The organism is Dactylosporangium sp. NPDC048998 (assembly GCF_043197855.1).
Classification (GTDB): domain Bacteria; phylum Actinomycetota; class Actinomycetes; order Mycobacteriales; family Micromonosporaceae; genus Dactylosporangium.
On the sequence record NZ_JBICTV010000007.1, the window covers coordinates 207726 to 230439 of the forward strand.

A 22714-nucleotide genomic window follows, 5' to 3' on the forward strand; every position below is an offset into this window, starting at 1 on the left:
CGGCGCGGGCCCAGCCGGAAAGGTCACCGTGGCGTGCCGGGGGTCGGCTCGCCGGCCCCGGCGCCGCCGCCGCGGCCGGCGAACCGGCCGCCCTGCCGCCTGCGGGCCACCATGGCGGGACGCATCGCCACGAGGCCGAGAACGATCATGATCGCGCCGACCACGACGTTGTTGGCGATGATGCCACCCGTGGTGAACCCACGCAGGATGACCCACGGCGAGATGATCGTCCACACGCCGACCACCACCGGCAACCACGCCAGGCTGTGGGTGCGGCCGTAGGCGACGGCGAAGCCGCTGGCCAGGAGGGCCACCGCGCCGCCACAGATCAGGTTGTTGACGGCCAGGTTGGCCGCGAAGGGCGTGAAGCCCACCACCCACGGGCTGATCGCCAGGTAGAGCCCGGTGAGCGCCAGAACACCGTCGGTGATGCGCACCGCGGGCGTCTCCGCCACCTGGTCGTAGCGTGCACGCAACTCGACGATATCCGGATGGCCCGCGAGATCTGAGATGGGTCGGACCATGACGACCCCCTTCCGATCGGATGACTCTTCGACTAACCCGAAACCGGCGGAACTAACCCCTCAGGGCCCGCTGATGCGGCGGGCCGTGAAAGAACCGGGCGCGGCGGATGGCGCTGCAGACGCCGGCCGCCACGCCCGGCTTCGCGTGGGAGCCGCGATTGGGGGGTTTCGGCATCACCTCCGCGCATCGATGGGTGCCGAGACCGTAGCGCGCTTGTACCGGGAGCGCTCCCATGCCAGAATCGTCGCCACCTCGCGTCTGGGAGCCGCCGGGGCACTGCCAGCAATGGCCTTACGGAACACCGCCATTGCGCTGACCGCTGCCCGCCCACCGGTACGAAACTTTCACAAGGAGCGTCATGTCCATTCCCAAACGCGGGGCCAAACGCCGGCTCCGCGCAGTGGCCGTCGGTGTGCTGATCGCCGGCAGCCTCGTCGCACTGCCCGGCACCGCCCATGCCGCGGCCGGCTGCTCGGCGAAGTACACGAAGGTGAACGAGTGGCCCGGCGGCTTCCAGGGCCAGGTCGACGTCACGAACCTCGGCGACGCGCTCACCAGCTGGACCGTCGGCTGGGACTTCGGCAACTCGTCGCAGACGATCACGCAGATCTGGAACGCCGACAAGACTCAGACAGGGCTGCACGTCGACGCCAAGAACCTGAGCTACAACGGCAACGTCGCGACCAACGGGGTCATCTCGTTCGGGTTCAACGGCGCTTGGAGCGGCAGTAACCCCGACCCCGCCAACTTCAAGGTGAACGGTACGGCGTGCACCGGGGGGACGACCCAGAACACGCCGCCGACGGTGAGCATCTCCGCGCCGGCGGCCAACACCCGCTACACCGCCCCCGCGTCGATCCCGATCACTGTCGCCGCCAGCGACCCGGACCCGGGCGACTCGGTCAGCAAGGTCGAGTTCTACCACGACGGCCTGCTGCTGGGCTCGAAGACGGCCGCGCCGTGGACGTACACCTGGACCGGAGTGCCGGCCCAGACCGCGGCGTACAGCCTGCAGGCCAAGGCGTACGACACCAAGGGCGGGGTGAGCACCTCCACCGCCGTGCCGGTGTTCGTCGACGCGGCGACCACCCCGGCGATCGTCGCCACTCCGTCGACGCTGTCCTTGACCAAGGGCGGCTCGTCCCCGCTGTCGGTCAAGCTCAGCCAGGCGCCGACCAGCAACGTCACGGTGACGGTCAGCAAGACGGGTGACACCAACATCACCGCCGCGCCGACGTCGCTGACGTTCACCACCGCCAACTGGAACACGGCGCAGACCGTCACGGTCTCCGCCGCCGCGGCCGCCGCCAGCAACGCCACGGCCACGTTCACCCTCGCCGCGACCGGCTGGCAGTCCGCCACCGCGCAGGCCACCGTGGTCGACGTCGCCGGTGGAACGTACGTCCAGCGGTTCCTCGACCAGTACAACAAGCTGCACGGCAACGGGTACTTCTCCCCCGAGGGCGTGCCCTACCACGCGATCGAGACCCTCGTCGTCGAGGCGCCCGACTGGGGCCACGAGACGACCTCGGAGGCGTTCAGCTTCTGGCTGTGGCTGGAGGCGCAGTACGGCCGGGTGAAGGGGGACTGGGCCCCGTTCAACAAGGCCTGGGACACGATGGAGAAGTACATCATCCCGACCCACGCCAACCAGACAACCGGCGGCTACAACCCGTCGTCGCCGGCCACCTACGCGGCTGAGGCGCCCCAGCCGAGCCTCTACCCGCAGCAGGGCGGGCACCTGGACTCCTCGGTGAAGGCGGGCGTCGACCCGCTGTACAACGAGCTGACCTCCACGTACGGCAACACCGACATCTACGGCATGCACTGGCTGGAGGACGTGGACAACGTCTACGGCTACAGCTCCTGCACGCCGGTGGCCGGCTCGAAGGTGTCGTACATCAACACCTACCAGCGCGGCCCGGAGGAGTCGGTGTGGGAGACCGTCGCCCACCCGTCCTGCGAGGACTTCCGCTTCGGCGCCAAGCAGAACGGCGGCTACCTGCCGCTGTTCATCGACGGCGCCCCGGCGAAGCAGTGGCGTTACACCGACGCCCCGGACGCCGACGCCCGCGCGGTCGAGGCGGCCTACTGGGCGCTGCAGTGGTCGACCGCCCAGGGCAAGCAGGCCGACGTCGCGGCGACCGTCGCGAAGGCCGCGAAGATGGGCGACTACCTGCGGTACGCGATGTACGACAAGTACTTCAAGAAGCCCGGTTGCACCTCGACCGGCTGCGCTGCGGGTACCGGCAAGGACTCCTCGGCGTACCTGCTGTCCTGGTACTACGCCTGGGGCGGCGACACGGGCGGTGCGTGGTCGTGGCGCATCGGTTCCAGCCACAACCACCAGGGCTACCAGAACCCGCTGGCGGCCTACGCGCTGGCCAACGTGGCGGCGCTGACCCCGAAGTCGCCGACGGCCAAGGCCGACTGGCAGACCAGCCTCGGCCGGCAGCTGGAGTTCTACCAGTGGCTGCAGTCCTCCGAGGGTGCCTTCGCCGGCGGCGCGACGAACAGCTGGAACGGCAACTACTCGGCTCCTCCGGCCGGCACGCCGACGTTCTACGGCATGGCCTACGACGTGCAGCCGGTGTACCACGACCCGCCGTCCAACCAGTGGTTCGGTTTCCAGGCGTGGTCGGTGGAGCGGGTCGCGGAGTACTACTACGCGACCGGTGACGCCAAGGCCAAGACCATGCTCGACAAGTGGGTGAGCTGGGCGATCGCGAACACGTCGTTCACCTCGAACGGCGACTTCAAGATCCCCGACACGCTCTCCTGGACCGGCGCGCCGGCCACCTGGAACCCGTCCAGCCCGGCCGCCAACACCAACCTGCACGTGTCGGTCGTCAGCTCCGGCACCGACGTCGGTATCGCCGCCGCGTACGCGCGGCTGCTCACCTACTACGGCGCCAAGGCGAACAACGCGTCCGCGAAGACGACGGCCAAGAAGCTGCTCGACGGCATCTGGCTGCACACCGACGCGCAGGGCGTGGGCATCCCGGAGACCCGCACCGACTACAACCGGTTCAACAAGGTCTGGTCCTCCTCCGACCAGAACGGCCTGTACATCCCGTCCGGTTACAGCGGCGTCATGCCCAACGGCGACGTGATCGCCCCCGGCAAGACGTTCCTGGACATCCGTTCCTTCTACAAGAGCGACCCGAGCTGGCCGCAGGTGCAGGCGTACCTCAACGGCACCGGCCCGGCCCCGACCTTCACGTTCCACCGGTTCTGGGCGCAGTCCGACATCGCCATGGCGATGGCCGACTACGGTCTGCTGATCGGCTCCTGAACCACCGCCTGAACCACCGCACCATCCGGGCACCCCGTTCGCGGGGTGCCCGGCCCCTTTGACAGGTAGGTTTTTTCCGACCTATAGTCGGCGGCGTGTCCGAGACCGCCGTCTTCGCCGCCCTCGCCAACCCCGTCCGGCGCGAGGTGCTGCAGGTGCTGCGCGAGCAGGGCCCGCAGCCCGTCGCCGCCCTCGCCGCCCGCTTCGACATCGCCCGCCCGAGCTTCTCCGAGCACCTCAAGGTGCTGCGCGACGCCGGCCTGGCCAGCGAGACGAGGTCGGGGCGGCAGCGGCTGTACCGCCTGGAGGCCGCCCCGCTGGCCGAGGTCCGCGACTGGCTCGCCCCCTTCGAGGCCTTCTGGGGCGAGCGGCTCAAGGCGCTCGGCGACGTCCTGGACGACCTTGACGACCTGGACGACCTGCCGTGAGCGATGACCTCGCCGTCGACGCCTTCTATCCCCATCCCCCGGCCAAGGTCTGGCGCGCGCTCACCGAGCCCGACCTCATCGCCCGCTGGCTGATGCCCGGCGACTTCCGCCTCGAGGCCGGCCACCGCTACACCATGCGGGTCGCGCCGATGCCCGCCGCCGGGTTCTCCGGGCACATCGACGCCGAGGTGCTCGGCTTCGAACCCGAGCGGATGCTGCGCGTGCGGTGGCGCGACGCCGCCGGCGACGGGGCCTGGACCATCACCTGGACGCTGCACCCGGAGGGGCGCGGTACCCGGCTGTTCCTGCTCCAGGAGGGCGGCCCGGGCCTGCGGCGCGCACGTCTCGTCATGGGCGCCGGCTGGAGCGGCCGGATCGCCGAACGACTCTTGGAGGTACTCGATGCCATCTGAGCCGGACACCGCGCGGGACTACCGCGTGCTCGCCGACGGGTTCCTGGCCCGCGTCCGGGCCACGCCCGCGGACCGCTGGGACGCACCCAGCCCGTGCCGCGGGTGGAGCGCCCGGGACGTGGTCGCGCACCTGATCAACGGCCACCGCGGGTTTCTCGCCATGGCCGGCGGCCCGCCGCCGGCGCCCGCCGACGGCGTCGGGGTCGGCCCGATGTCCGGCGCGCCGCCCGTGGCGGACGGCGCCGACCTGGCCGCCGCGTTCGCCGCCTGCCGCGACGACATGCTGGCCATGCTCGCCGACCCCGGCCGGGCCGCGCTCCGGCTGCCCGGCGGGCCGATGGGCGCCGTGCCCGTCGCGCAGGCCGTCGCCGTCGTCGGCAGCATCGAGCTGCTCGTGCACACCTGGGACCTGGCCCGCGCCACCGGCGGCGACGAGACCCTCGACCCGGCCCAGGTCGCGCGCACCCACCGGGCCGCCGAGCCCTACGCGGCGGGGCTGCTGGCCACCGGCGCGTTCGACCCGCCGGTCCCGGCGCCGGACGGGGCGGACGCGCAGACCAGGTTCCTCTGCTTCGCCGGGCGAAAGCCGTTCTGAGGCCGTTCCGGGGGCGTTCTGGGCCCGTTCTGCGGTACCGTCGGCGACCATGACCAGGGATGAGCTCCTCGCGCACTGCCTCGGCAAGCCCGGCGCCTGGCCGGACGAGCCGTGGGAGGGCGACGTCGTGGCGAAGGTCGGCCCGAAGATCTTCGCCTTCGTGGGGACCGGCACGGTCGGCGTGAAGTGCGCGCCCAGCCGCGAGGCCGCCGACGAGTGGCTGCACCGCTACCCCGAGGACGCCTCGGCCATGGCGTACATCGGCCGGTCCGGCTGGAACACCCTGCGCCTCGGCGGCGCGATCCCCGACGACGAGGTCCTCGAGGCCGTCGACGAGTCCTACCGCTGGGTCGTCTCCAAACTCCCCAAGAAGGATCGCCCCGCGCAGTGACCGGCGATGCGTCGATCGCGGGGGCCGGTCGTTCGTCGCCTTCGTGAAGGCACCCACTCGAGCACCGGACGGACGACATGGCGAAGTACCTGATCCTCATCTACGGCGACGAGCGGCGCTGGGACGCCGAGACCGAGCCGGAGCGCGCGGCGAAGGGCGCGGCCCACGAGGCGTTCCGCCGGGCCGCGGGCGAGGGCCTGCTCGGCGGCCACGAGCTGGAGCCGGCCTCGACCGCCACCACGCTGCGCTCGGCCACCGGCACGGCACCGACCCCGACCGACGGCCCGTTCCTGGAGACGAAGGAGGCCCTCGGCGGCTACTACGTCGTCGAGGCCCCCGACCTCGACGCGGTCCTCGCCCTGGCCGCCCGCCTGCCCGAGCTCGCCTCGGGCCACGGCGGCGTGGAGGTCCGCCCGATCGTGGAGCACGGATGAGCGTGGTGGGCCGGGTGAACGTGGCCGGCGCGGTGGCGCGGGCCCACCGGCAGGAATGGGCCCGCGTCCTGTCCGCCACCGTACGCCTGACCCGCGACCTCGACCTGGCCGAGGAGTGCGTGCAGGACGCGTTCGCCCGGGCGATGGAGGCGTGGGCCGAGTCCGGCGTCCCGGACCGCCCCGGCGCCTGGCTCACGACGGTGGCCCGCAACCGCGCCCTCGACCGGCTGCGCCGCGAGCGGGTGCTGCGCCAGAAGCTCCCCCTGCTCGTCACCGACGAGGCGGCGCCCGCCGCCGACGAGACCCTCGACGACGACCGCCTGCGCCTCATTTTCACCTGCTGCCATCCGGCCCTGTCCCGCGACGCGCAGGTGGCGCTCACGCTGCGGCTGGTGTGCGGCCTGTCCACCGCGGAGGTGGCCCGGGCGTACCTGGTCGCCGAGCCGGCGATGGCCGCCCGGATCACCCGCGCCAAGCGCAAGATCGCCACCGCGCGCATCCCCTACCGGGTGCCGGCCCCCGAGGAGCTGCCGGCCCGCGTCAGCGCGGTGTGCGAGGTGCTCCACCTCGTCTTCACCACCGGGCACACGGCGCCAGCCGGGGCGCGGCTCGTGCGGTACGACCTGGTGGACGGCGCGGTTTCGGTGGCCCGGATGCTGCGGCTGCTGCTCCCGCGCGACGCGGAGGTCGCCGCCCTCCTGGCCCTGCTGCTGCTCGTCGACGCCCGCCGCGACGCCCGGGTCGGCCCCGACGGCCGGCTGCTCCTGCTGCCGGAGCAGGACCGCGGCCGGTGGGACGGCGCCCGCGTCGCCGAGGGCACGGCGCTGCTGGGCGAGGCGCTGCGCCGGCCACCGACGCGGTGGGCGGTGCAGGCGGCGATCGCCGCGGTGCACGCCGAGTCCCCGTCGTGGGAGGCGACCGACTGGACCGAGATCACCGGCCTGTACGACGTGCTGCTGACCCTCTGGCCGTCCCCGGTGGTGCGCCTCAACCGCGCCGCGGCCCTCGGCCTGCGCGACGGCCCGGCGGCGGGGCTGGCCGCCCTCGAGCCGCTGCTGGACGAGCCGGCGCTGGCCGGCTACGGCTACCTGAGCGCGGCCCGGGCCGACTTCCTGCGCCGCCTGGGCCGCCGCGCGGAGGCGGCCCTGGCGTACGAGGAGGCGCTGGCCCTGACCGCCAACGAGGTGGAGCGCAGGTTCCTGGCCGAGCGCCTACGCTCGGTCCGGTGACCGAGGCGCCCGCGAACCGGCTACCACGGTGGCGGGCGTCGCGGCCAGCACGAGCGTGGACGCGGCCGCGAAGACGGCCGCGCCCGCGAACACCAGGCCCGGCATCGCGTGCGGCAGCGACCAGGCGAACACCGCGCCGGCCGCGACCGGGACCTCGACCGGGTTGGCCACCCGCAGGGTCAGCGGCGTCGTCCGGTCACCGGGCCACGACTCGGGCAGGACGGCGTAGCCGTAGGCGACGTTGGCCAGAGCCAGGCCGGCCGCGGCGAGGAACGGCAGCCGCACGTCGACGGCGCCGAGCAGGCCGCCGAGCGTCGGGCCGTCGACGAAGCCGGCCGCGAACGCGGAGCCGACCAGCCCGTACGCGCGGGCCCGCCGCTGCGGCTCGGTGACGTCGGCGATGTAGGCGTTGACCACGGTGTTCGTTCCCGCGCAGGCCCCGGCGAGGGCGTGGAACACCAGCAGCGGCCAGGGCGCCGGCGAGACGGCGTGGGCCAGGTAGTCGGCGCCGAGGCAGGCCAGCGACACGAGCAGGACGGGCCGCCGGCCGTAGCGGTCGGAAAGTCATGAGGGCCGGCACGATCGGCACGATCAGGCCGAGGCCGAGCATGTCGACGAAGACGGTGACGAGCAGGAAGGACAGGGCGGGCGCCCGGCGCATCGTGACTCCTGAGGTCGAGAGGGCGGTGGCCCCCTCGAACCTCACGAGGTACGGAGGATCAGCGTATCCAGGCGGTCAAACGGTTTTTCGTTGCTCAGCCGGTGGCGCCGCGCCCGGCGGCGGCGCGGGCGGCCTGCGGGGTGTCGGCGGCCAGCGCGGCCTTCGCGATCTGGCGGCACTCCTGCAGGGTGTGCGCCGCCAGGGCCTCCCGCACCGCCGGGATGCTGCGCGGCGCCATCGACAGGCTCGAGATGCCCAGGCCGGTCAGGACCAGGGCGAAGTCCGGGTCGGCCGCCGACTCGCCGCACACGCCGACCGGCTTGCCGGCCTCGGCGCCGGCCGTGGCGCACGCGGCGATGAGCGCGATGAGGGCCGGCTGCCACGGGTCGAGCAGCTCCGCGAGGTCGCCGCACATGCGGTCGGCGGCGAAGGTGTACTGGCTGAGGTCGTTGGTCCCGAGGCTCAGGAAGTCCACGTCACGCAGGATCGCCGGGGCGCGCAGGGCGGCCGCCGGGACCTCGATCATCACGCCGGCCGTGGGCAGGCCGTGCGCGCGGCAGGCGGCGGCGAACTCGGCGGCCTCGGCGGGCGTGGCGACCATCGGTGCCATCACCCACACGTCGGCCTCGGTGGCGGCGGCCGCCGTGGCGATCGCGGACAGCTGCGTGCTCAGCACCTGCGGCGCGCGCCGGGCCACGCGCAGGCCGCGCACGCCCAGCGCCGGGTTGGGCTCGCCGGCCAGGCGCAGGAACGGCAGCGGCTTGTCGGCGCCGGCGTCGAGCGTGCGCACGACGACCTTGCGGCCGGGCAGGGCCGAGAAGACCGCCGCGTACGCCTCGACCTGCTCCTGCTCGCCGGGCGGGTCGGTCCGGTCGAGGTACAGCAGCTCGGTGCGGAACAGCCCGACGCCCTCGACGTCGCCGGTCAGGTCGCGGACGCCGCCGATGTTGGCCAGCAGCGCGACCGGGTGGCCGTCGGCGGTACGGCCCGGGCCCTGCGACGCCGCCTGCCTCGTCCGCAGCCGCGCGGCGGCCGCGTTGACCGACACCGCCTCGTCGTCCGGCACCCCGACCGACACCGTGCCGGTCCCGCCGTCGAGCGCCACGACCACCGCGTCGGCGACGTCCGAGATGCCGATGCAGCGCACGACCGCCGGGATGCCCAGCGTCCGGGCCAGGATCGCCGTGTGGCTCGTCGGCCCGCCCTCGGCGGTGACCAGGCCGAGCACGACCGACGGGTCCAGACCGGCCGTGTCCGCGGGCGCCAGGTCCCGCGCGACGAGGACGAACGGGTGGCCGGGCGACGGCACGCCCGGCATCGGCAGGCCCAGGCAGGCCGCGACCAGGCGGTCGCGCAGGTCGTCGAGGTCGCTGACCCGCTCGGCGAGATACCCGCCGGCCGCCTCGAACGCGGCCCGGTGCTCGGCCAGGACCGCGGCGAGGGCGTGCGGCGCCGCCGAGCCCGCCTCGATCGCCGCGTCGGCGGCGTCGGTGAGGGTCTCGTCGGTGGCCATGAGCACCTGCGCGCGGAGCACCTCGGCGACCGTGTCCTCCGCGGCGGCGTCGGCGCGGCGGGTGAGCTCCGCGGCGACGAGGGCGACCGCCCGGCGTACCGAATCCTTCTCCGCCTCGGCGTCGACCACCGCGGGCGGCGACGGCAGCGACGGCGGCGGCGCCAGGTGCAGCACCGGGCCCGCGGCGCGGCCCGGGCTCACGCCGATCCCGCGCAGCTCACGCATCGGGGGCGTCCAGGTCGCGGGCGAGCAGCTCGGCGAGCACGTCGAGCGCCGCGTCGGCCCCGTCGCCGGAGGCCTCGAGGGTCACCGGCGTGCCCCGCTTGGCGCCGAGGGACAGCACCCCAAGCATGCTACGGGCCGGCACCGGCTTCTTCGAGGTTTCCGTGCGGATCGTCACCGACACGGCCTGCTTCGCCGCGGCGGCGACGAACAGGGCGGCGGGGCGGGCGTGCAGGCCGCTGGCCGAGCCGACGACGACGGTCCTTTCGGGCACGACTGACCTCCTAGGGTTCGACGGTGACCTTGATCGCCTCGCCGCGGGCGACGATGCCGAAGGCGTCGAGCGCGCGGTCCAGCGGCAGCCGGTGGGTGATGAGGTCGGCGACGGGCACGGCGCCGTCGGCGATGAGCCGCAGCGCGTCCTTGTTGTGCTGCGGGCTGGAGCCGTTGGCCCCGACGATGGTCAGCTCCCGGTAGTGCACCAGGTTGGAGTCCAGCGCGATGACCGGCTTGTCCTTGGGCAGGCCGCCGAAGAAGCTGATCCTGCCCTGCCGGGCGGCCATCTGCACCGCCTGCTCCTGGGCGGCGCCGGCCGCGGCGGCGGTGATGACGACGTCGGCGCCGCGCCCCTCGGTGAGCTTGAGGACGGCGTCGACCACGTCGGTCTCCGACCCGCAGATGGCCGCGTCCGGCCGCACGAGGTTTGCGGCCAGGTCGAGGCGCTCGCGGTTGAGGTCGACCAGGAACACGCGGGCGGCGCCGCGGGCCCGGGCCAGGCGTACGTGCAGGCAGCCGATCGGGCCGGAGCCCATCACGACCACGTCGTCGCCCTCGCCCACCGCGGCGAGGTTCTGCCCGTTGAGCACGCAGGCGAGCGGCTCGGCGACGGAGGCCTCGGCGAAGCTCAGGCCGTCGGGGATGCGGTTGAGGCCGTCGACGTCGAGCACGTTGTGCGGCACGACCATGTACTCGGCGAAGCCGCCGTCGAAGTGGTACCCCATCGACACCTGGTTGGGGCACACGGTCATCCGGCCGCGGCGGCACTCGGCGCACCGCCCGCACGGGATCGCGGCGATCACCTGGACCCGGTCGCCGGGCGCCCATCCGGTCACGTCGGCGCCGACCTCGACGACCTCGCCGGCGATCTCGTGCCCCATCACCCGCGGCGGGACGATGTGGTGGTGTCCGAAGTTCAAGATCTTCACGTCGGTACCGCACGTCGAGCACGCCCGGACCCGGATCTTCACGTCGGCAGGCCCGGGCGTGGGCTCGTCGGCCTCCTCGATGCGCACATCGCCGGGGGCATGGAACCGTACTACCTTCACGACTTCTCCATCACTAGCAGGTCGAGCACGTCCGCGGGATCGGTCGCGTCGCGCAGCCGGGCGGCCTGGTCGGGGTCCATCAGGATCTCGGCGAGCTGGGCCAGGATGTCCACGTGCCCGTCGCCGGCGGCGGCGATCGCCACGCAGACCCGCACGTCCTGCCCGTCCCAGTCGATGCCGTCGGGGAAGCGCAGCACGGCGAGCGCGTCGCGCAGCACGGTCTCCTTGCTGTGCAGCGTGCCGTGCGGGATGGCCACGCCCTCGCCGATGTAGGTGGAGACGCTGCGCTCGCGCTCGAGCATCGCCTCGACGTACGCCGGACCGACGGCGCCTACCTCGACGAGCACGGCGCCGCAGCGGCGGATCGCCTCGTCGCGCGATCCGGCCCGCTCCTCGAGCCGGATCGCGTCGCGGGCGAGCAGGTCACCCACTGAGTTCACCGCCGCGCTGCACGGCGTTGACGACCTTGGTGACCGCGGGGTCGCCGATGAACACCTGGAACGGGATGATGACCTTGTCGGGGGCGCTGACTCGCGCCCGGGCGGCGAGGCCCTTGTGGCACAGCACGACGTCGGCGTCGGCCGGGATCGAGTTGACCGGCGTGTGCTCCACGGTCACCGCGTTCTTGGCCAGTTGCCGCTTGAGCTGGCTGGCCAGCATGACGCTGCTGCCCATGCCGGCGTCGCAGGCCACGACGACCTTCTTGATGGCGGTACCGCTGATGCTGGGCATGTCTCACGCCTCCTGGCGGCTGAGCTTGGCCGCCACGTTCGCGGCCTCTTCGGGATTGACGACCGTCTCCTCGTCCGGGCCGATCGCCTCCTCGGCGGGCTCCCCGCGGCCGAACCCGAGCAGGACCGATGCGACGGCGAAGGTGACCGCGGCGGCGATGACGATGCCGAGGAGCACGCCGAAGTAGCCGCCCTTCGGGGTGACCGCCATGTAGGCGAAGATGCTGCCCGGCGACGGGGTGGCGACCAGGCCGGCACCGGTGATCATGAACGTGCCGACGCCGGCGGCGCCACCGCAGATCATGGCGAGGATCAGCTTCGGCTTCATGAGCACGTACGGGAAGTAGATCTCGTGGATGCCGCCGAGGAACTGCACGATGATCGCGGCCGGGACGCTGGGGCGCAGCGAGCGGGGGCCGAACAGGAAGAACGCGAGCAGCAGGCCGAGGCCCGGGCCGGGGTTCGACTCGATCATGAACAGGACCGACTTGCCCTTCTCGGCCGCCTCGGCGACGCCCAGCGGCCCGAGCACGCCGTGGTTGATCGCGTTGTTGAGGAACAGCACCTTGGCCGGCTCGACCACGATCGAGGTCAGCGGCAGCACGTCGTGCCCGACGAGCCAGTCCACGCCGTGGCCGGCCTGCCTGGTGAGCCACTGCACCACGGGGCCGATGCCGTAGAGGCCGCCGATCGCCATCGCGCCGCCGATGATGCCGGCGCTGAAGTTGTCGACGAGCATCTCGAAGCCGGGGCGGATGCGGTTCTCGATGAGGCCGTCCCACAGCTTGAGGATGTACGCGGTCAGCGGGCCGATGAGCATCGCACCGAGGAACATCGGCACGTCGGCGCCGATCACGATGCCCATCGTGGCGACCGCGCCGACCACTGCGCCGCGCTGGCCGTGCACCAGCCGGCCGCCGGTGTAGCCGATGAGCAGCGGCAGCAGGATCTTGATCATCGGGCCGACCAGCTGCGCGATGTGCTCGTTGGGCAGCCAGCCGGTCGGGATGAACAGCGCGGTGATGAGACCCCAGGCGATGAACGCGCCGATGTTCGGCATGACCATCGACGCGAGGTAGCCGCCGACGCGTTGCACGGAGGCTCGGAAGCCCGAGCCGGTGACCTCAGGTGTGTAGGTCGTCACGGGGGTGTCTCCTTCAGGAGGGCGGACCGGAGCGGAGCAATGGGCGGAGCTCGTCCGGCTGGGGGTGGATGGTGACGTTGTGGCGGATCAGGTCGGACGGGCCCGGCATGCGACTGCCGGGCAGGCTCACCGCGGCGGCGCCCCAGGCGAGGCCCTCCGCCAGGGCCGCGGCGCCGCGGGCGCCGGCGGCCAGGAATCCGGCCAGCAGCGCGTCGCCGGCGCCGACGGTGCTGCGCGGCCGGGCGACCGGGCAGGTGCCGGTGACGACGCCCTCGTGGTCGACGAGGACGGCGCCGTCGGCGCCGAGGCTGGCCAGGACAGCGCCGGCGCCCCAGTCGCGCAGCCGCTGCGCCGCGGCGACCACGTCGCCGAGGTCGGCCAGCGGCGCGCCGACGACCTCGGCGAGCTCGTCGCGGTTGGGCTTGAGCAGCGTCGCGCCGGCCAGCGCCGCCTCGCGCAGCGCCGGGCCGCTGGTGTCCACGGCGACCGGGATGCCGGCCTCCCGCAGGCGCCGGCACAGCTGGGCGTAGGCATCGGCGGGCAGCCCGGGCGGGACGCTCCCGCACAGCACCACCCAGTCGGCGTTGCCGGCCCGGCCCAGCACGCGGCCGGTGATCTCGTCGAACTCGGCCCGGACCAGCGCCGGCCCGGGCTCGTTCACCTTGGTGACGGTGCCGTCCGGCTCGGCCAGGGTGATGTTGGAGCGGGTCCGGCCGGAGATCGGCACCGCGAGGACCTCGACACCCTCGGCCTTGAGCAGCCGCACCAGCTGGCCGCCCTCGTCGCCGCCGCAGGGCAGCACCGCGACCGACGGCACGCCGTTGGCCAGCAGCGCCCGGGACACGTTGACGCCCTTGCCGCCCGGGTCGAGGTGGGCCTCCCTGGCCCGGATGACCTCGCCGCGTTCCAGCCGGCCGATGTCCATCGCCCGGTCCAGGCTGGGGTTCAGCGTGACGGTGACGATCATGCCCGGACCACCCTGGTCTCTGCTTCGACGCGGTTCATGCCCGGGCCACCCGTACGCCGGCGCCCTCGATGTCGCCGACCAGGTCGTTGTCGGCGCGGGTGTCGGTGATGAACAGGTCCAGGTCCGTCAGTTCGCCGAAGCGGGCCAGGTAGTCGTTGCCGAGCTTGGTGTGGTCGGCAAGCAGTACCGTGCGCCGGGCCGCGCGGATCATCGCCCGCTTGACCGCGGCCTCGGCCGGGTCGGGCGTGGTCAGCCCGCGCTCGACCGAGATGCCGTTGGTACCGAGGAACGCCACGTCGACGTAGAGGTCCGCGAGGGGCCGCAGCGACCAGTCGTCGACGGTGGCGAGGGTCTTGCCGCGCACCCGGCCGCCCAGCAGCAGCACGTTGAGGTTGGTGCGGGTGCCGAGCATCGTGGCGATCACCGGGGAGTTGACCACGACGGTCAGCTCCCGGTCAGTGGGCAGCAGGTGCGCCAGTTTGATCGTGGTGGTGCCGGCGTCGAGGATGAGGGCGCCCTCCTCGGGCACCTCGGCGAGCGCGAGCTTGGCGATGCGCTCCTTCTCCTCCACGAGCACGGCGTCGCGCGCGGCGAGGGCGGGCTCGAACCCGATGCGCTCGACCGGGATGGCCCCGCCGTGCACTCGGCGCAGGACCCCGGCCCGCTCCAGCGTGGTGAGGTCGCGGCGGATCGTCTCCGACGTGACGTTGAGCTCGTCGGCCAGCCCGGCTACCTCGACCCGCCCCTGGTCCCGGGCGATCCGCAGGATGGCCTGCTGCCGCTCCTCGGCATACATGATGTGGTTTCACCGCCGTTTCATTTTGCTTCTGCTTTGTTTACGCCCGATTGTGTGGGCAGTCAAGAGTTGAACCACAGAAACCCACACCGGCCAGCCCACCAGCCACACGCCGACCACGAGCCCGACCAGGCCGGTCATGCCCTGCAGCGCGTCGGTGCGCCGCGGGTCGTCGATCCACAGCCGCCCGCCCTGCAGCAGCGCGACCGCGATCGCGGCGGCGAGGGCCGCCTTGCCCCACTCGCGCCACTCGTACCTGACCCGTTCGGGCCCGCGCTTGGGCACGACCCGCGGCGGCGGCCCGCCGGCGAACCGGTGCGCGAACCGCACGTCGGCCCACCGCACCAGCGAGGGCCCGAAGGCGACGGAGAAGCCCAGGTACACCGCGGCGAGGGCGTGCGCACGGCCCGCCGCTCCCCCGTTGCCGAGGTCGGCGCCGGCCACGACGAGCAGCACGAGGTCCACCACGGGGGTCGCGGCGAGCAGCACGGCGCCGGCCCGGGGCCGCCGAAGCGGGTATCGGGCGAGCAGCCCGGCGGCGAGCAGCACCCAGAACGCGATTTCACATCCGACGATCCCGATCAACATGCATCCGAGCCTCGCCGCGTCGCGGGCCCGCCGCCTCGGCCCTGCCGACGGTTCGCGTACATCGTTGGTAGCACCGCCCGGCGTCGACCACCGCGATCCTGAACTTCCTCGCCGGATCCTGGGTGCGCAACGGGGCATCGGGGCTCGCGCGCCGGATGTACGCTCCCGGCCATGCACCGCCGTCGCTCCGCATCCGCCATCACGCTGGCGGCTCTCTTCATGGCCGGGTGCACGGCGGACCCCGCCGCCGGCCCGGCGGCCACCACGGCGCCCGCCTCGGGCGTGCTCCTGCTGGACGCGCTCGCCCACGTCGCCGACTCCGACGCCACCCGGACTCGGTTCGAGTTCTCCGACATCGCTTTCCTGGGGACGATGCAGGGCGAGGGCTGGGCCGACATCCGGTACCTCGGCGCGCGGAACATCTCGCTGCTGCTGGTGCAGCGGGCCGGCCTGCCGGTCGACGCCGCGAGCTACGCCATCACGGCGGGCCCGGAGCCGCGCCAGGTGATCGTGCTCGCCGGAGGCCAGGACGCCACCACGGCGACGGCGGCCCTGCGGCAGCTGGGCTGGCGCGCCGACGGCGATCGGTTCCTGGCGCCGCTGCTGACCGCCAAGAGCCCCGACACGGACAACGACGGCGGCCTGATCCCCCTGGGCCAGGCCCGCCAGAGCGGCGCCGACCTCCTCGTCGGCGGCACGACGGCCGACCTGGCCGACGCGGCGCCGGCGGCAGGCCGCCCGACGCTCGTCGTCCGGCCGGTGGTCGCCGCATTAGCCGGCTGCCTGGGCGACGTCGTGGCGGCGAAGGCCCGGTTCATGCCGCACGTCTCCGGGCCGCAGATCTACCTGGGGGTGGCCGCGACCGGCGTCCGCCGCCCGGCCACGCCCGACGCGAAGCCGCGGGTGGTCCTGTGCGCCGCGCACGACTCGGCCGCCACCGCCACCCAGACCGCCGAGACGCTGCGCCACGCCTTCGCCAACGACGCCTCCAACGGTGTGCCGTATACGCAGCTCTACAGCGACGTCACGGTGACGGTTCTCGACGGCCCCCAGCACATCGTCCGCGCCGAGGCGACCGCCGCCACCCCGAATACGATGCTCTACGCCTTCGGCGGCTACTCGCTCCCCGGCGAGGTGGGCCAGGGAGACGTCTGACCGGCGATCGCCCCTACGGCAACCGGCGCCGGCCCCGACGCGGATCGTCGTAGGTGTACATCGTTGGTCGCATTTCCCCGGCGTACGCGCGGATGGTGGAATCGGGGCGTGAAAGGGCGCACCGTCGACCTCGTCCTCGCCGGCAGCGGGCTCGGCGCGGGCGCGCTGATGTTCGTAACCGGGCAGTATCAGGCCCGCGTCGCGCCGGCGTGGCTGTTCCTGCCGCTCGCGGTGTGCTGCGGGGCGCTGCTGCTGCGCCGGACCGCGCCGCTGACCTCCGTCCTGGTCGGCACCGCTGCGGTGGCGGCCGACATCGCGATCGGGCCCTCGCTCGCCACGCCGCTGGTGTACACCCAGGTGCTGTACGACGCCTGCGTGCACGGGCGGGCGGCCCTCGCCCGGGCGCTGCTGGCCGCGTCCGTCATCGGGTCCGTGATCACGGCCGTCGCGTGTCTCGTCGTGGTGCGCGACGTGCGGGCGCTCGGGATCGCCGTGCTGCTCGCCCTGGTGACCGTGGTACCGGTGCTGACCGGCAACCACGTGCGGCACCACCGCGACCAGGCCGCCGCCGCGCGCCGCTCCGCCGAGCAGGTCGCCCGGCTCGCCGAGGCCGACCGGGCCAACGCGGTCGCGGCCGAGCGGGCCGGCATGGCCCGCGAGCTGCACGACGTGATCGCCAACCACCTCAGCGCCGTGGCGATCCACGCCACCGCGGCACTGTCGGCCGACCTGGGGCCGGACGGCACCCGGCAGGCGCTCACGGTGATCCGGGAGAACAGCGTGCAGGGCCTGGCCGAGATGCGGCGGATGATCGGGTTTCTGCGCGAGCCGGCCGCGCTGCCCGAGCACGCCCCGGGCGGGCTCGCCACGCTGGACGACCTCGTCGCGCGCGCCGGGCTGCCGGTCTCGCTCGAGGTGCGCGGCGCGACCGGGGACGTGCCGGTGAGCGTGGACCTGGCGGCGTACCGCATCGTCCAGGAGTCCCTGACCAACGCCCTCAAGCACGGCGACGGCGGCCCGGTCACCGCGCAGGTCGTGTGTACGGCCGGCGCCGTGGACATCCGCGTGTGCTCCGGGCTCGCGCGGCACACGCCGAACGGGGACGGGGCCGGGCTCATCGGCATGCACGAGCGGGCGGCACTGCTCGGCGGCACGCTGACCGCCGGCCCGGACGGCGACCGCTGGGTCGTGGCCGCACACCTGCCCTGGGACGGCCCGTGAGCGGTACGCAGCGCAGCGGAGTGGCCGCTCACAAGAGACGCAGGTTCACCTCACGCCGCTGCCGGAGCGAAGCGGAGGTGACGGCGTGAGCGCCGTTCGGGTGCTCGTCGCGGACGATCAGCCGGCCGTACGGGCGGGGCTGGTGCTCATCCTGCGCTCGGTGCCCGGCATCGAGGTGGTCGGCGAGGCGCCCGACGGGGCCGCGGCGGTCGAGCTCGGCCTGCGGCTGCGCCCCGACGTGGTGCTCATGGACCTGCGGATGCCCCGCGTGGACGGCATCGCGGCGACCCGGGAGCTGGTCGCCGGCGGGGTCCGCGGGGTGCTCGCGCTGACCACGTTCGACCTCGACGAGTACCTCTTCGGCGCGCTGCGGGCGGGCGCGGCCGGGTTTCTGCTCAAGGACGCCTCCGCCGACGAGCTCGTCGCCGCGGTCCGCACGGTCGCCCGCGGCGACGGCATCGTCGCCCCGGCGGTGACCCGGCGGGTGCTGGCCGCCTTCGCGGGGCCGGCCGCGGGGCACGGAGCGCCTGGTCTGGGTCGGCATCGCGAAGCCGACCGAGCCAGACTGGGCGTGATCGGCCCGGTGCCGGTGGGGCTGCTCACCGCGCGCGAGCGGGACGTCCTGGCGTGCCTGGGCGAGGGGCTGTCCAACGCCGCGATCGCCGCCCGGCTCGGCATCGCCGAGGCGACCACCAAGACCCACGTCAGCCGGATCCTGGCCAAGCTGGGCCTGCAGAGCCGCATGCAGGCCGCGCTGGCCGCCCGCGCGCTCACCTCGCCCGACAGGTGACCCGATTGACACGTGACCTTTGAGTCACCTAACGTCGGGGTGTGGACGACGACGATCGTGTCTTCAGGGCCCTCGCCGACCCGACCCGGCGGTTCCTGCTCGACCTGCTCTTCGCGCGTGACGGCCGCACGCTCACCGAGCTCGAGTCGGAGCTGGAGATGACCCGGTTCGGGGTGATGAAGCACCTCAGGGTCCTCGAGGAGGCGAACCTCGTGGTGACCCGGCGCAACGGCCGGGAGAAGCTGCACTTCCTCAATCCGGTGCCCATCCGGCAGATCCACGACCGGTGGATCGACAAGTTCACGAGCGACAACGCCGGGGCGCTGCTGGAGCTCAAACACGAACTGGAGGACTCATGAGCGGTACGCAGATCTACAAGGTGTACATCAAGGCCACGCCCGAGCGGATCTGGGAGGCCATCACGTCTCCCGACTGGAACGAGCGCTACGGCTACCGCGGGCGCACGGAGCTGGACCTACGCCCAGGCGGCGCGGTGCGCGGGCTGTCCAACCCGGGGATGATCGCCGCGGGCGCACCCGAGGTCGGCGTCGACGGCGAGGTCATCGAGGCCGACCCGCCGCGGCGGCTGGTCCAGACCTTCCGCATGCTCATGGACCCGGGCACGGCCGCAGAGGGGTTCACCCAGCTGACGTACGAGCTCAAGGAGGGCAAGGACGGCGTCACCTCGCTCACCGTGACGCACGAGCTGACCGGCGCGCCCAACCTGGCCCGCCTCGTGGCCGGCGAGTTCGAGGACATGGGCGCCGGCGGGGGCTGGGCCTGGATACTCAGCGACCTCAAGTCGCTGCTGGAGACCGGTGCCGCCTTCGGGGATTGAGTCATCCAATCTTTGCCGGGCATGAATTACGACATAACCGGCGACGGGTGGGGGCATGAGGGGCATTGACGAACTCAATCGTCCCATGTTGACTCATGTCACCAATGCGACGACCGTCCGTGGCCCCGCGATCGGCGGGCGTGGGCCGCGGGCGGTCCCGCACGACACCCCGAAGGAGATGGACCGTGGGCAAGCCCCGCCGACTAGCCCTGCTGGCGGCCGCCACCGCCGTGCTGGGCACGCTCGCCGCCGTCGTGCACGGCGGCAGCGCCAGCGCCTCGACCACCGACCACGCGTTCAACCAGAGCACCGGCGTGCTCGACGTGGACTACGCCGGCTACCTGTCCAAGCACGACGTGGTCTACAACAGCCCGCAGACCAACCCGCTGTACGGCCTGACCGTCGGCAACGGCAAGACGGGCGCCATGGTGTGGAACGCGAACGGCCTCACCATGCAGGTGTCCAACGTGGACCTGTCGGAGCAGTCCGCCTACGCCGCCGGGCTGGTCAACCTCAACACCAGCCCGGGGCTGGACACCGGGTACACCAGCTACCAGCAGCGGCTGTCGCTCTACGACGGGACGCTGACCACGAAGTACGACAACAACCGCACCGTGACCGTGCTCGGCGTGCCGGGCTCGGAGGTGATGGGCATCCACGTCGACGACTCGCGCACCGGGCTCGGCACGACCACGCTCAACCTGAGCATGTGGGACCCGAACTCGGTGACCAACAGCGGCGACGTGCCGAACCTGACCACCTGGAAGACCGTCAACACGTTCAACGACGCCAGCGTGGCCGGGTTCAGCCGGGGCATCGCCGACCCGAACGGCTTCGGCTACACCTTCGCCGCCACGGTCGAGGGCGCCTCGTTCAGCACCCAGGTGGTCAACGGCACCCAGGTGCGGCTGAACATCACGCCGTCGTCGAGCTACACGATCTGGTACACCGCCGCGAGCCGGATCAACTCGCCCGGGCAGGACTCCGTGGCTCAGGCGCGCAACCAGCTGACCGCCGCCAAGAACACCGGCTACGCGACCAACCTGAGCAACTACAAGAACTTCTGGCACAACTTCTGGGCCAAGTCGTTCGTGCAGTACTCGGGCGCCGCGGGCACGGGTGACTACCTCGAGAACGTGTACTACCTGGCGACGTACATGATCGCCGCCGGCGGCTACGGCAACTACCCGTTCCACTTCATCAACGGCGTGTTCCGCGCGACGCAGGACAACACCAAGTGGAGCAACGGGTACTGGTACTGGAACCAGCGCGACGTCTACAACTCGATGCTCGCGTCCAACCACGTCGACCTGTTCGCCACCGAGAACAAGCTCTACAGCCGCAACTTCAACGCGCTGAAGGCATACACCCAGACGCGGTACGGCATCGACGGCATGTGGACGCCGGAGACCATGGGCTGGGACGGCAACGCGCGCGGCACCATCAACTCCGACTACGTCAACGACATCTACACCACCGGCACCGAGGCCGCCTACAACATGTACCTGCAGTACCGGTACACCAACGACACCGCGTACCTGCAGAACACCGCGTATCCGTTCATGCGCGAGGTCCTGAAGTTCTACCAGGCCAAGCTGTCCCGCGACCCGAACACCGGCCGGTACTACATGGCCACCTCCAACGCGCACGAGACGTACTGGGACGTGAAGAACGCGATCACCGACCTGGCCGCGGTCCGGCTGATCTTCCCGCTGACCATCGCGGCGAGCAACCAGCTGGGCCTGGACGCGAACCTGCGGGCCGGCTGGCAGCAGGTGCTCGACAACATCGAGCCGTACAAGGTGAGCAACGGCGCTTGGCTGGCCTACGACCCGCCGACGGTGCAGCAGCGCAACGGCGAGAACGTCACCTCCGAGCTGATCTGGCCCTATGACCTGACCGGCATCGGGGCGAGCGACTACCAGACCGCGCTCAACAGCTGGAACACCCGGCCCAACCCGTACAGCAACGTGTGGGCCAACGACGCCGTGCAGGCGGCCCGGCTGGGCCTGGGCGACCAGGCACTGTCCGGCATGAAGCTCATGCTGCAGCGGTACCAGAACTACCCCAACGGCATGACCAACAACACCAACGGCGTGTTCGAGTACCTCGGCGTGCACCTCGCCGCGACCAACGAGGCGCTGCTGCAGTCGTACAACGACAAGATCCGGGTGTTCCCGGCGGCGCCGAACGACAGCAACTTCGCCGGCAAGTTCACGCTGCTGGCCAAGGACGGGTTCCTGGTCAGCTCCGAACGGGAGGGCAACGAGACCAAGTACGTCGGCGTCAAGAGCCTCTACGGCAAGCAGGCGCGCGTGGTGAACCCGTGGGGCACGCAGGAGATCCGGGTCCGCCGGACCTCCGACAACGCGGTCCTGGCCACCACCACGGCCGGCGAGGTCACCTTCGCCACCGCCGCGGGCACGGTGTACGTCGTGGAGCGCACCGCCAAGCCGCTGAGCTCCTACGGCAAGACGACGCTGACGGGCACCGCGAACAACGGCGTCAAGTCGCTGTCCGGCACCGCCTCGACGCTGGGCACCCCCGGCGGAAGCAGCGGCGGCGGCAACGGCCCGACGTTCTACTCCGACATCAACTACGGCGGCACGGCGGTGACGCTCGGCCCCGGCAACTACGACCTCCCGCAGATGCAGGCCAACGGCATCGCCAACGACAGCATCTCCTCGATCCGGGTGCCGGCTGGCTACACCGTCACCGCCTACGCCGACAGCGGCTTCGCCGGGACGGTGTGGACGTTCACGGCCGACAACCCGAACCTCATCAACACCGGCAACAACGACGCGATCTCCTCGCTGCGCGTGGCGACGACCGGCCCTGCCGGCGGCTCGGCGCTGCGGGCGCAGGTCAACGCGAAGTACGTCAGCGCCGACAACGCCGGGGCGAGCCCGCTGATCGCCAAGGCCACGGCGGTCGGCTCGTGGGAGACGTTCGACGTCGTCGACCTCGGCGGGGGCAACGTGGCGCTCAAGGCCCGGGTCAACGGCCAGTACGTGTGCGCGGACAACGCCGGGGCCAACCCGCTCATCGCCAACCGCGCCGCGGTCGGCTCGTGGGAGACGTTCAAGCTGATCCGCAACTCCGACGGCAGCGTCAGCCTCCAGGCGGCGGTCAACAGCAAGTACGTGACCGCGGAGAACGCGGGCGCGGCGGCGCTGATCGCCAACCGGGACGCCATCGGGCCGTGGGAGAAGTTCGACCTCATCGCCTCCTGACGACCGGGTCGAGGGCATGAGACGTGGCGGGCGCGGGGGGCCCCCCCCCCCCCCCCCGCCCCGGCGGCCCCCCCCCCGCCCCCCCCCCCCCCCCCCCCCCCCCCGGGGGGGGGGGGGGGGCCCCCCCCCCCCCCGCCGGGGCCCCCCCCCCCCCCCCCCCGCGGCCCTGTTGCCGCGTCGGCGTCACGACAACAGGGCGTCACCCGGCGGTTGTGGCGGT

Annotated in this window: 23 protein-coding genes and 1 pseudogene; 13 read left to right on the forward strand and 11 right to left on the reverse strand. The window is 72.6% G+C overall.

The annotated features are described in order from the left end of the window. Positions 1 to 23: 23 nt before the first annotated feature. Positions 24 to 524 (reverse strand): SPW repeat protein, encoded by a 501-nt coding sequence (locus tag ACGFI8_RS19750; protein ID WP_392806726.1) that lies wholly within the window; start codon positions 522 to 524, stop codon positions 24 to 26. A gap of 359 nt (positions 525 to 883) precedes the next feature. Here ACGFI8_RS19750 and ACGFI8_RS19755 point away from each other — a divergent pair, with 359 nt between their 5' ends. The 7 genes from ACGFI8_RS19755 (at position 884) to ACGFI8_RS19785 (ending at position 7310) form a co-directional block, all read left to right on the forward strand. Next, positions 884 to 3820, forward strand: coding sequence for a glycoside hydrolase family 48 protein (locus ACGFI8_RS19755; RefSeq protein ID WP_392806727.1), 2937 nt, complete (start codon positions 884 to 886; stop codon positions 3818 to 3820). 95 nt (positions 3821 to 3915) lie between these two features. Continuing rightward, on the forward strand, positions 3916 to 4248 hold the full coding sequence (locus tag ACGFI8_RS19760) for an ArsR/SmtB family transcription factor (RefSeq protein ID WP_392806729.1): 333 nt from the start codon (positions 3916 to 3918) through the stop codon (positions 4246 to 4248). Continuing rightward, positions 4245 to 4661: an SRPBCC domain-containing protein gene (locus ACGFI8_RS19765; RefSeq protein ID WP_392806731.1), complete on the forward strand. Its 417-nt coding sequence runs from the start codon at positions 4245 to 4247 to the stop codon at positions 4659 to 4661. Before ACGFI8_RS19760 ends, ACGFI8_RS19765 begins: the two co-directional genes overlap by 4 nt. Further along, positions 4651 to 5256 (forward strand): TIGR03086 family metal-binding protein, encoded by a 606-nt coding sequence (locus tag ACGFI8_RS19770; protein WP_392806732.1) that lies wholly within the window; start codon positions 4651 to 4653, stop codon positions 5254 to 5256. The genes ACGFI8_RS19765 and ACGFI8_RS19770 overlap by 11 nt, the downstream gene beginning before the upstream one ends. A 49-nt stretch (positions 5257 to 5305) precedes the next feature. Beyond that, positions 5306 to 5647: an MmcQ/YjbR family DNA-binding protein gene (locus tag ACGFI8_RS19775; RefSeq protein WP_392806734.1), complete on the forward strand. Its 342-nt coding sequence runs from the start codon at positions 5306 to 5308 to the stop codon at positions 5645 to 5647. Between the two features lie 77 nt (positions 5648 to 5724). After that, positions 5725 to 6081 (forward strand): YciI family protein, encoded by a 357-nt coding sequence (locus ACGFI8_RS19780; protein ID WP_392806736.1) that lies wholly within the window; start codon positions 5725 to 5727, stop codon positions 6079 to 6081. Then, positions 6078 to 7310, forward strand: a complete 1233-nt coding sequence (locus tag ACGFI8_RS19785) for an RNA polymerase sigma factor (RefSeq protein WP_392806737.1) — start codon at positions 6078 to 6080, stop codon at positions 7308 to 7310. The genes ACGFI8_RS19780 and ACGFI8_RS19785 overlap by 4 nt, the downstream gene beginning before the upstream one ends. On the opposite strand, the pseudogene ACGFI8_RS19790 reads toward ACGFI8_RS19785, so the two are convergent. The 10 genes and pseudogenes from ACGFI8_RS19790 to ACGFI8_RS19835 all read right to left on the reverse strand — a co-directional run. Further along, positions 7293 to 7862: pseudogene (locus ACGFI8_RS19790) on the reverse strand (MFS transporter); the annotation flags it as partial. The gene ACGFI8_RS19785 and the pseudogene ACGFI8_RS19790 overlap by 18 nt on opposite strands. Positions 7863 to 8065: 203 nt before the next feature. Further along, complete coding sequence (gene ptsP, locus ACGFI8_RS19795) at positions 8066 to 9709, reverse strand: phosphoenolpyruvate--protein phosphotransferase (RefSeq protein WP_392806739.1); 1644 nt, start codon at positions 9707 to 9709, stop codon at positions 8066 to 8068. Next, a complete protein-coding gene (locus ACGFI8_RS19800) occupies positions 9702 to 9980 on the reverse strand; it encodes an HPr family phosphocarrier protein (protein WP_392806741.1) in 279 nt (92 codons plus the stop codon). Before ACGFI8_RS19800 ends, ptsP begins: the two co-directional genes overlap by 8 nt. Positions 9981 to 9990: 10 nt before the next feature. Next, a complete protein-coding gene (locus tag ACGFI8_RS19805; RefSeq protein ID WP_392806742.1) occupies positions 9991 to 11031 on the reverse strand; it encodes a zinc-dependent dehydrogenase in 1041 nt (346 codons plus the stop codon). Beyond that, a complete protein-coding gene (locus ACGFI8_RS19810) occupies positions 11028 to 11462 on the reverse strand; it encodes a PTS sugar transporter subunit IIA (RefSeq protein ID WP_392806744.1) in 435 nt (144 codons plus the stop codon). The genes ACGFI8_RS19805 and ACGFI8_RS19810 overlap by 4 nt, the downstream gene beginning before the upstream one ends. Continuing rightward, a complete protein-coding gene (locus ACGFI8_RS19815) occupies positions 11455 to 11763 on the reverse strand; it encodes a PTS lactose transporter subunit IIB (protein WP_392806745.1) in 309 nt (102 codons plus the stop codon). The genes ACGFI8_RS19810 and ACGFI8_RS19815 overlap by 8 nt, the downstream gene beginning before the upstream one ends. Positions 11764 to 11766: 3 nt before the next feature. Then, positions 11767 to 12906 (reverse strand): mannitol-specific PTS transporter subunit IIC, encoded by a 1140-nt coding sequence (gene mtlA / locus ACGFI8_RS19820; protein ID WP_392806747.1) that lies wholly within the window; start codon positions 12904 to 12906, stop codon positions 11767 to 11769. Between the two features lie 13 nt (positions 12907 to 12919). After that, a complete protein-coding gene (gene pfkB, locus ACGFI8_RS19825; protein ID WP_392806748.1) occupies positions 12920 to 13873 on the reverse strand; it encodes a 1-phosphofructokinase in 954 nt (317 codons plus the stop codon). 34 nt (positions 13874 to 13907) lie between these two features. Further along, positions 13908 to 14669, reverse strand: coding sequence for a DeoR/GlpR family DNA-binding transcription regulator (locus ACGFI8_RS19830; protein ID WP_392806750.1), 762 nt, complete (start codon positions 14667 to 14669; stop codon positions 13908 to 13910). Positions 14670 to 14678: 9 nt separating this feature from the next. Then, positions 14679 to 15257, reverse strand: a complete 579-nt coding sequence (locus ACGFI8_RS19835; protein WP_392806752.1) for a hypothetical protein — start codon at positions 15255 to 15257, stop codon at positions 14679 to 14681. A gap of 171 nt (positions 15258 to 15428) precedes the next feature. Here ACGFI8_RS19835 and ACGFI8_RS19840 point away from each other — a divergent pair, with 171 nt between their 5' ends. The 6 genes from ACGFI8_RS19840 to ACGFI8_RS19865 all read left to right on the forward strand — a co-directional run bounded on the left by ACGFI8_RS19840 (position 15429) and on the right by ACGFI8_RS19865 (position 22494). Continuing rightward, positions 15429 to 16412 (forward strand): hypothetical protein, encoded by a 984-nt coding sequence (locus tag ACGFI8_RS19840; protein ID WP_392806754.1) that lies wholly within the window; start codon positions 15429 to 15431, stop codon positions 16410 to 16412. A 108-nt stretch (positions 16413 to 16520) separates the two neighbouring features. Further along, the gene (locus ACGFI8_RS19845; protein ID WP_392806755.1) at positions 16521 to 17633 is read left to right on the forward strand and encodes a sensor histidine kinase; all 1113 of its coding nucleotides are present in this window, start codon (positions 16521 to 16523) and stop codon (positions 17631 to 17633) included. Positions 17634 to 17718: 85 nt separating this feature from the next. Beyond that, positions 17719 to 18423: a response regulator gene (locus ACGFI8_RS19850; RefSeq protein ID WP_392806757.1), complete on the forward strand. Its 705-nt coding sequence runs from the start codon at positions 17719 to 17721 to the stop codon at positions 18421 to 18423. Between the two features lie 41 nt (positions 18424 to 18464). Further along, the gene (locus ACGFI8_RS19855) at positions 18465 to 18782 is read left to right on the forward strand and encodes an ArsR/SmtB family transcription factor (protein WP_392806759.1); all 318 of its coding nucleotides are present in this window, start codon (positions 18465 to 18467) and stop codon (positions 18780 to 18782) included. Further along, positions 18779 to 19261, forward strand: a complete 483-nt coding sequence (locus ACGFI8_RS19860) for an SRPBCC family protein (protein WP_392806761.1) — start codon at positions 18779 to 18781, stop codon at positions 19259 to 19261. The genes ACGFI8_RS19855 and ACGFI8_RS19860 overlap by 4 nt, the downstream gene beginning before the upstream one ends. A 185-nt stretch (positions 19262 to 19446) precedes the next feature. Next, positions 19447 to 22494: a carbohydrate-binding protein gene (locus ACGFI8_RS19865; RefSeq protein WP_392806762.1), complete on the forward strand. Its 3048-nt coding sequence runs from the start codon at positions 19447 to 19449 to the stop codon at positions 22492 to 22494. Positions 22495 to 22714 lie beyond the last annotated feature (220 nt).

Bases quoted from the DNA above. Each gene is read 5' to 3' on its own strand.
- ACGFI8_RS19750 (WP_392806726.1), bottom strand. From the start codon at position 524: ATGGTCCGACCCATCTCAGATCTCGCGGGCCATCCGGATATCGTCGAG.
- ACGFI8_RS19755 (WP_392806727.1), top strand. From the start codon at position 884: ATGTCCATTCCCAAACGCGGGGCCAAACGCCGGCTCCGCGCAGTGGCC.
- ACGFI8_RS19770 (WP_392806732.1), top strand. From the start codon at position 4,651: ATGCCATCTGAGCCGGACACCGCGCGGGACTACCGCGTGCTCGCCGAC.
- ACGFI8_RS19775 (WP_392806734.1), top strand. From the start codon at position 5,306: ATGACCAGGGATGAGCTCCTCGCGCACTGCCTCGGCAAGCCCGGCGCC.
- ACGFI8_RS19780 (WP_392806736.1), top strand. From the start codon at position 5,725: ATGGCGAAGTACCTGATCCTCATCTACGGCGACGAGCGGCGCTGGGAC.
- ACGFI8_RS19785 (WP_392806737.1), top strand. From the start codon at position 6,078: ATGAGCGTGGTGGGCCGGGTGAACGTGGCCGGCGCGGTGGCGCGGGCC.
- ptsP (WP_392806739.1), bottom strand. From the start codon at position 9,709: ATGCGTGAGCTGCGCGGGATCGGCGTGAGCCCGGGCCGCGCCGCGGGC.
- ACGFI8_RS19815 (WP_392806745.1), bottom strand. From the start codon at position 11,763: ATGCCCAGCATCAGCGGTACCGCCATCAAGAAGGTCGTCGTGGCCTGC.
- pfkB (WP_392806748.1), bottom strand. From the start codon at position 13,873: ATGATCGTCACCGTCACGCTGAACCCCAGCCTGGACCGGGCGATGGAC.
- ACGFI8_RS19830 (WP_392806750.1), bottom strand. From the start codon at position 14,669: ATGTATGCCGAGGAGCGGCAGCAGGCCATCCTGCGGATCGCCCGGGAC.
- ACGFI8_RS19835 (WP_392806752.1), bottom strand. From the start codon at position 15,257: ATGTTGATCGGGATCGTCGGATGTGAAATCGCGTTCTGGGTGCTGCTC.
- ACGFI8_RS19840 (WP_392806754.1), top strand. From the start codon at position 15,429: ATGCACCGCCGTCGCTCCGCATCCGCCATCACGCTGGCGGCTCTCTTC.
- ACGFI8_RS19860 (WP_392806761.1), top strand. From the start codon at position 18,779: ATGAGCGGTACGCAGATCTACAAGGTGTACATCAAGGCCACGCCCGAG.